This is a genomic window from Dermacoccus sp. Ellin185 (assembly GCF_000152185.1).
GTDB lineage: Bacteria > Actinomycetota > Actinomycetes > Actinomycetales > Dermatophilaceae > Dermacoccus > Dermacoccus nishinomiyaensis.
Genome location: NZ_AEIQ01000087.1, coordinates 1 through 8,371, shown reverse-complemented (window position 1 = coordinate 8,371; position 8,371 = coordinate 1). Strand labels below are relative to the sequence as shown.

The window sequence follows — 8,371 nt, the reverse complement described above, 5'->3', positions numbered from 1 at the left end:
GGTGCTCGCGCCCGCGAGGAACAGCCCCGTGACGGCGAGCGCCGTGATCGGCCCGCGACCGAGGCGCCGGGCGGCGATGACGCCGGCGACGCACACGAGGGCGGAGGCGAGCACGATGGGCGCTGAGCTGCGTTCGGCGAACCATGACGGCGCGTGCCAGATGCCGCCACCGCCGAGCAGGGACGTCCACACGGGCCCCGCGCCGTCGCTGCGGGCCGCGAACGCCTTGACGCCGGCCGCGTCGGCGGCGTCGCTCGGCGCGGCCGTGAGGAACGGCCACCACCACGAGGCGTTGAGGCCGACCCAGGCGAGCACCGTCCGCAACGTCGGGCGCCACCCGGCGCGCCATGCCAGCCGTCCCGCGCCGGGTGCGAACGTCACAGCGGCGAGGGCCAAGGCCACGAGGACGGCCCCCGTCGAACCGGACGCCGCCGACATGACGAGCGCGACGGCGACGCTGCGGCGGGCATGCGTCGCATCGGCGTCGCGGTGAGCGACGCTCTCTCTGGCGCGGTCCGTGTCGATCCAGGCGTCGACTTCTCCCGCCGAATCAGCGCGGCGAGCAGTCTCGGCCTCCGCGCGGCCGGCCGCGACGCCGTCCGACGAACGTGTGCGAGCGCGGCGCGCCTCGAGCGCCCCGACGATCGCCCACACGCACGCCGCGTAGCCCCAGAGGTACCCCCAGTGGCCGATCGCGAGACGCTCGGCGACCCACGGGTTCCAGGCGAGCAGGACGCTCGCGCACACGCGCGCGAGCACCGGCGCGCGCCATCGATCGACGCCTGCGCCGAGGGCGAGGAACGCCCCGAGCAGGATGATCTTCTGCGTGATGTCCCCGGCCAGGACGAGGTCGAGCAGCGCGACGATCGCGTCGTTCGGCACCGCGCGCGGCACCTGCCCGGCCGTACCGAGCGTCGTGTCCGACAACGGCAGATGCGGGACGAACACCATGTCGTAGTGCAGCCAGAACCCGCGCGTCAGCAGCATCGGGCCGAGGATGACGGCGGCGCACACCGCGCTCGCGAGCAGCCCGGCGTGACGGCCCGCCCAGCGCGTCGCGCCCCACGCAGCCCCGTGCGTCGCTCCCCGGCCGGACGTCGTGACGGCGTCACTCGAACTCGGCAAAGGCCTCGCCCATCTTCGCGCTCTGACGGCGGATGTCGTGCTCGGCGAGCATCCGCGCGCGGTTCGCCGCCGACGCCGCACGCGCGGCCGAGTCGTCGGTGAGGAAGTGCACGAGACCCTCGGCGAGCGCGTACGCGCCCGACTCCGTCAGCAGGTTGGGTGCGCGCACGGCTTCGTCATTGGTGCCGCACGCGGTCGTGACGACGGGCAACCCGCACGCCTGCGCCTCGAGGTAGGCGAGGCCGAGCTGTTCGGTCCACTTCCACGTCGGGCGCGGCGCCGTCGTGAAGACGCGCGCGGAGCGCAGCAGCTCGGCGACGCCGGGCGCGTCGAGTGATCCGGCGCGCACGACGGCGCCCGGTTCGGCCTGCTCGGCCTCCTCGACGAGCCCCGCGAGCGGCCCGTTACCGGCGACGACGAGTTGCGCGTCGGGCACGCGCCGGCGCACGAGGCGCATCGCGTCGAGGACGGTGTCGATGCCCTTGTTCGTCGAGAGCGGCGAGGTGAACACGACCCGCGGTCGGTCGGCGAGTTCGGCTGCGGGGCAAAACATTTCGACGTCGACGCCCGGCTTGACGACGCGAACGCGCGACAGGTCGAATCCGTTGAGTTCGAGGTGGTCGCGCGCCGCGTCGACCATGCAGAGGATGAGGTCGGCGTCGCGGGTGCTCTCGAACGCCTGACGGTACGGCGGCAGCGCGTACAACGGTTGGCGCGGCAGGTTCTCCCAGGTGATGACGGCCTGCCGCAGCCCCGGGCGGCGTCGACGCCGCGCGCTGAGCTGGCCGGTGACCAGCGAGCACAGCTCGAGGCTCGCGACCCAGTCGGGGCGCGTCCGCTCGAGCTGTTCGTCGAGCCCCTGCGCCCACGCGAACGCGCCGGCCTCGATGAAGCGCGTCACGGGGCGACGGTACGTCGTCGGCACCCAGGTGAGGTCGCCGAACGGCTCCTCGCGCGCCATCGCCGTGACGTGCGTGCCCGGCATCCGCGACATCCAGTACAGCTCACGGCGCGGCCGCTGATCGGGCAGCGACAGCCACAGCAGCTCGCGGGTCATCGCGCGTGATCGCGCCGTGCGCTCGCCGCGCCGAGGGCGTAGCCGACGGCCTCCATCGCGCGCATGCCGACCATGCCGGCCGCGTGCAGCGGGCGACGCGCGAGGTCGTCGCGGTGCGCCCAGTACGCCGTCAGCACGTCACGGCCCTGCTGCCCGACGGCGCCGTCGTGTTCGGCCGCGAAGGCAGGGATGCTGCGCCCGTAGTAATAGCGCTTGGAGAAGACGTCGCGCAGCGTGAGGCGGCCCTCGTCGTGGTCGATGATGATGGGGGCGAGCTCGATCCGTTGACCCGCGCGGCGCATCTTGAGCCGCAGATCCGCGTCCTCCGGCCCCGACATCGCGAGGTGGAACTCGCCGTCGGTGCGCATGAAGTCACGCCGCAGCAGCCGCGGGTTGTGCAACCACGGCTGGTCGAGGTAGCACTCGCGCTCCAGGGCCCGGCACGCCGTCCAGAAACCGTCGCCGATCGTGCGCTCGGGCAGCGCGACGCCGTCGGCGCCGGTGCGCTGCGCCGTGTCGAGGGCGACCTCGATCGCCCGCGGCGGCAGGATCATGTCGCTGTCGAGCCATACGATCCACGGCGTCTGCGCGGCCTCGATGCCGCGGTTGCGCTGCGCGGAACGTTCCGGCCCGCCCTCGAGGTACACATCGGCCCAGCGGCGCGCGATGTCCTTCGTCGCGTCCGTGCTGGCGTTGTCCACGACGATGAGCGTGACGCCCGGCTCGCTCTGCTCCTTGACCGAGCGCAGCGTCGCTTCGAGGGTGCGCTCGTTGTTGCGCGTGGGCACGATGACGCTGACACCACGCTCGAACATCGCGTCAGGGGTTCGCTCGTCCATCATCATCCTCGTTCTGCGATCGCCCGGTCGGTCGTGGCTGTCTTCGTGGCTGGGTCCGTGGCCGCCTCGGTGTGCGGCCCCGCGCGGTGGCTGCCGCCGCTGCGGCGTGCGGTTCGTGGCGCGTCGTGCTGACGCAACAACCCAATGAGCGCGATGACGAAGCCGGCGCCCGCGATGCGGTGCGGCCACATGTTCGCGGCGATGGCGTCGGCGCTCACCTGCCCGAGGCTCGGGTCGAGCAGGAGGAACGCCCCGACGCCTGCGAGCACGAGCAGCGCCCCCGCGACGACGAGATGACGCGAGCGCACCCGCGTCAGGCGCAGCGCCGCGACCGAGACGAGCGAGGCGACGAGGCCCGCGGCGCCGACGCCGAACGTCGCGGCGACGACGCATGCCACGTCGAGGCGCAGGTACTGAGCGTCGCTGCGCCGTGCGAGTGCGTCGGCGCGGCGCATGCTGCGCGTGTACGTCTCGCTGCGGTGCGGCACGGGCGCGCGCAGGCCGCCGCGTCGGGCGGCGACGATGACGATGGCGGCGATCGCCGCGAGCGTCAGCAGCGTGACGATCAGCGCCACGTTCGCCCAGCGCTGCGGCGCGAACCGCATCTCGACGGTGCCCTGCGCGCCGGCGGGCAGGATCCAGCCGGTGCTGTAGCCGTCGATCGTCGTCGGGGCGGGAAGCGCCTTGCCGTTGAGCGTCGCGCTCCAGCGTGCGTCGTAGCTCTGGCCGATGACGACGGCGCTCGGCGTCGCGCTCGATTCGAGACGGATCGTCTTGTGCGTCGGCGTGTCGTCGGTGACGCGGAACGCGGGCGCCGCGGGCACGCTCGTCGCCTGCTTGCGGTTGTCGCGCAGGTCGAGGGAGTCGAGGACGAACCCTGGGGCCTGCTCGATGCGGCGATCGCCGGCGTCGAGCGTCACTGGCGTGCACGAGACCCAGCGCGTGCCTTCCTGCGAGGAGCGGGTGATCGTGTCGTCGTCGAGGCGCATCGGCACGGCGCGCCCGTCGATCGTCGCGACGTCGAGGCAGCGGTTCTTGCCGGGTGAGTCGAACGGGCCGAGGTCGGAGGTCTTCATCGACGCGCCCGTGTCGATGCGGGTGAACTCGGCGGGCGTCGCGAGCTCCGGGCCGTCGGAGGCGTCGATGACGACCCGCACGCGCGAGCCGCGGGTGCCGTCGGGCAGCGCGATGTGCGTGTCGCCGTTCTTGTTCACCGACGAGCTCGCGACCTTCTTGCCGTCGACGAGCACCGACACCTTCGTCGCCCACTGCGTGCGCTTCGCGTCGCCGAGCGTCGGTTTCTGCGTGAGGTCGACGCTGGTGATGTCGCGCGGCGCCGTCGTCAGCTGCCACCAGGCGCCCTTGGGCGAGGCTCCCCCGGGCACCCAGCCCGTGTCGCTCTTGCCGTCGGCCGCGGCCGAGGCACGGTACTGGCGTTTGTCGAACCACACGCCCGACGACGTCGCACGCACCGCGTCGCTGTACCCGGCGACCTCGTCGTAGATCTTCTCCAGGTCGTCGCCGTCGATCCGCACGCGGGCATCCCCGTTGAAGGTGCGGCCCTGCGGCAGGGAGACGACGCGGCGCAGCGCGATCTCGCTGTCGTCGGCGGCCGCGGGCGTGTTCTCGACGCGGCGCAGCAGGACGTCGAGGGGCGCGGACGAGAACGCCGAGCGGCCCGCGTCGTCGAGGCCTGTGTAGAGGCGTGTCAGCGTCGTCGGGGTGCGCGCGGCACGCGTCGCCTTTGGCCCCGGCAGGCCCAGTTCGGAGATGCCGACGAGGTTGAAGCCGTCGCCGCGGATGCTGTCGATGTGGACGCTGACGCGGTCCGCGCTCACGCCGCCCATGTGGAAGGTGGCCTTGCCCGAATCGGGGACGCGCACCGTGACGGAGCGGCCACCCGCCGTCATCGTCGCCTTGTCGATCTTGACGGGGCCGAGGTCGGGTTGGGCGATCGTGACGTCACCGAGCGTCTGGCTCGCGGGCAGGGTGAGGTCGAGGCGCTGACCGACGGCGCGGCGGAAGTCGCCGAAGCGCCAGCTCGTGTCGGGGTTGCCGTCGAACGCGTTCTCGGGCACCGCGTACGGCAGGTCGAAGAACGTGCCGCCGGAGGTGGTCGCGGTGACGAGCGTCCCGGAGCGCAGCAGCACCGTCTGATCGTCGGGCGAATCGCCGAGCGTGCGCGTCGTGCCGAGAGGGTCGCCCGCGGCGAGCAGCGCGCCGTTGCCCGCGGTGAGGCGCTGCGCGATGGCGGAGCGTCGCGCGTTCGTGTCGGTGATGACCAGGCGCCCCTTGGCCTGCAGCGCGCGCGTCAGGGCTGCGGCGTCGAGATCCTGCGCGTACTGCACGCTCGGTGACGTGCGCAGCAGCCCGGCGTTCACCATCTCGGGGAACGACCAGCCGTCACCCGCGACGACGAGGGAGTTCGCCATGCTCTGCGCCCGCACGGCCGTTCGCGGGTCACGCACGGTGTACAGCTGCACGGGGCGCAGGCTCGCCTCGTCGTACCCGGCGGGCGAGGCGACCGGCGACAGGACGTTCTGCCCAGGCTTGCCGAAGTTGCCGGAACCGAACAGGCCGGTGTCGGTGCCGATGAGGGCTTGGACGACGGCCGGGCGCGCTCCCCCGTCGTTCTCCCAGACGGTGTCGTGGCGCACGAGGACGTTGTCGGAGCCGAGGTAGCGCGCGAACGTCGACACCATGTCGCCCGACGCCGTACCGGACTGGACGGTGTCGTCGAGGGCCGCGAGGAAGTTGCCGCCGGGGGCGCTCGCGTTCGGTGTCGTCTCGGGGATGACGGCGTCGCGCTTCAGCAGGGAGTTCGTCAGGTCGTCGGGGCGCTGCACCGTCCAGCGGTACGTCGGGCGCGTCTGGCCCGGCAGGACGAGCGTCGAGGAGTGCGGGGCGCCGTCATCGGCGGCGCGGGCGGCGTCGTCCCAGTACGACGGGATGTCCATGCGCGAGATGTAGAGCCCGTTCGCCAGGGCCGGCAGCATCCAGGCGGCGACGACGATGCTCGCGAGCGCCGCGGCGATCGGCGCGAGACCGGAACGGCGGCGCACGAGACGCGTGAGATGGACGGCGCCGAACGCGAGGGCGACGGCGAACGACAGCGCGAGCAGCGCACCGATCTTGTTGGTCGTGCGGAAGGCGGCGAGCGGCGGGAACGCCAGCACGGCCTGGATGAGCCAACCCGCGGGACTCTCCGCATCGTTCTCACCCGGGAACAGCCCGACCATGACGACGGCCGCGATCGCCGCCGTCAGCGCCGCGGCGCGCCGCACCCCGGTGCGGGCCCAGCGCAGCGACACGAGCGCCAGCGCGGGCCACAGGGCCGTCAGGGCGATGACCCAGGGGCTCGTGATGTAGGCGGCGTTCTGCGGCACCCACGGTCCGGCGTCGCCGTGGCCGTACAGTGGCCACAGCCCGAGCCCGCGCAGCACCTCGGTGAACGAGGAGACCTTGTGGATGCCGTCGAGAGTTTCTGACGTGCCGACGATCTGGCTGCCGGTGGCGACGGCCGACATCGCCGGCACGAGCCAGTACAGCGACACGGCGATGACGAACAGCGCGCACTTCGCGGTGACGGCGGCGACCTCGCGCCAGGTGCGGTGCAGGTGCCAGCGCGCGACGGCGGCGATCGGGATGATGCCGAACAGCTGGAACAGCGGCACGACGGCGACGTTCATGCCGCTCATCGCGAAGAACGCGAGCCCGAACAGCGCCGGCCACGCCCAGGACGACGGCCGCTGCAGGGCGCGCAGGTAGCACAGCAGCAGCCATGGCAGGAACGCCATCGGCAGGGCGATGGCGAGCGTGTTGCCCGCGGCGATCGCGTACGGATTGGCGAGATAGAACACGGCTGCAGCGAGCCCGAGCCAGCGTGTCGAACGCGGCGCGACGGTGCGCGTCAGGCGCGCGGCACCCCAGGCCGCGACGAGCCACAGTGCGAGGTGGAAGACCTTGAACGTCCACTCCGGCGACAGCCCGATGCCGCGCAGCGCGGACAGCACGAGCAGGACGGGCACGAGCCCGACGTTGAAGTTCGCCGACCCCAGGTACGGCGACGCCGTCCACGACGACAGGTACCGGCCGACCATCTCCCACGGCGCGAGGTACACCTCGGGCTTGATGTCGGTGTTGAAGTGGCCGAGATCGTTGAGGAAGACGACGGCCGCGAGCACCACGGCGGCGACGGCACAGGCCACGGCGTAGGCATCGAGGCGTCCGCGGCGCAGGATGGGTCGTCGCACGAGCGTCCTTCCGGGCCTGGGCCGAGGGGGTTCACGGACGGTCGACCGTGAAGCACCTAATATAACCAGCAGGTAGCCCACGTCACACGGGCGTTCGGAAGAAGGGTCGTGCAGGTGAACGCCACATCCGCCGACGCGCGCCCGGCTCCGGCTCCCGACTCGACGCAGGCCACGTCGGAGGCACCGTCAGGGCGCGGCGGCGTCGTGCTGGCCGTCGCGATGGGTCTCGGCAACCTGCTCAGCTACGTCTTCGTCCTCATCCTCACGCGCGCGCTCGGGCCGGCCGGATTCGGCGCGTACTCGGCGCTCATCACCCTCGGCATCGTCCTCGTCATCCCCGCAGGCGCGCTGCAGGTCGTCATCGCGCGACGTTGGGCGCACCCGTCGCTGCGCTCGAGCGGGCTGGGGCTCGCCGCGCGGGTCGGCGTCGCGCTGAGCGTCGTCACGATGCTCGCCTCCCCCGGCGTCGACGCGCTGTTCCACCTCGGCGGCCTCGCGCCGACGATCGCGATGGCGTTCATGCTCCTGCCGATGACGCTGACGGGCGCCTACCAGGGCGTCCTGCTCGGCAGCGGCGCCATCGCCCGCCTCGCCGCGCTCTACGTCGTGACGGCGGCGACCCGCGTCGCCGGCGCGCTCGGGTGCGCGGCGGCGGGCGCGAACGTCACGGAGGTCTTCGTCGTCATGGCGCTCGCCGCGTGGTGCGCCGCCGCGTTCGGCCTGTGGGCGAGCCGTGATGCGCTCGTCGGCGTCGGCGCGGGCAGCGACGGGTTGGCGCGCGAGATGTGGCGCTCCAACTCGACGCTCGCCGCGTTCACGGCGCTGACGAACGTCGACGTCGTCCTCGTGCGTCACTTCCTCGCCCCCGAGACGTCCGGCGCCTACGGCCTCGCCTCGACGTTCGCGCGCGCCATGTGCTGGGGCACGCAGTTCCTCGCGCTGCTCATCGTGCCGCGCCTCGCCGCCTCGAGCGCCTCCGCATCTCCCGCCGATTCGGGTGGCGCTGATTCGGGTGGCGTCGCGTCCGGTGACACTGCAGGCGCGGCGAACGGCGCCCGCGCGTTGTGGCGGGGCCGCGGGTTCCTTCTCCCGCTCGG

Annotated in this window: 5 protein-coding genes; 1 reads left to right on the top strand and 4 read right to left on the bottom strand. The window is 72.7% G+C overall.

Features of this window, described 5'->3' with window-relative positions; all coding sequences use genetic code 11:
• From HMPREF0321_RS09365 to HMPREF0321_RS09350, 4 genes are all read right to left on the bottom strand, one after another.
• On the bottom strand, window positions 1–1,125 hold a 1,125-nt coding region (locus HMPREF0321_RS09365), incomplete at its 3' end, for a hypothetical protein (RefSeq protein WP_006946052.1).
• Window positions 1,109–2,182, bottom strand: a complete 1,074-nt coding sequence (locus HMPREF0321_RS09360) for a glycosyltransferase (RefSeq protein WP_006946050.1) — start codon at window positions 2,180–2,182, stop codon at window positions 1,109–1,111. The genes HMPREF0321_RS09360 and HMPREF0321_RS09365, both read right to left, overlap by 17 nt.
• A complete protein-coding gene (locus HMPREF0321_RS09355) occupies window positions 2,179–3,021 on the bottom strand; it encodes a glycosyltransferase family 2 protein (RefSeq protein ID WP_006946049.1) in 843 nt (280 codons plus the stop codon). The genes HMPREF0321_RS09360 and HMPREF0321_RS09355 overlap by 4 nt, the downstream gene beginning before the upstream one ends.
• Before the next feature lie 2 nt (window positions 3,022–3,023).
• Window positions 3,024–7,274 (bottom strand): alpha-(1->3)-arabinofuranosyltransferase family protein, encoded by a 4,251-nt coding sequence (locus tag HMPREF0321_RS09350; RefSeq protein WP_006946053.1) that lies wholly within the window; start codon window positions 7,272–7,274, stop codon window positions 3,024–3,026.
• Between the two features lie 114 nt (window positions 7,275–7,388).
• Between HMPREF0321_RS09350 and HMPREF0321_RS09345 the strand changes: the two genes are divergently transcribed.
• Window positions 7,389–8,371, top strand: a 983-nt coding sequence (locus HMPREF0321_RS09345; protein WP_217490537.1) for a lipopolysaccharide biosynthesis protein, incomplete at its 3' end; no start/stop codon positions are given.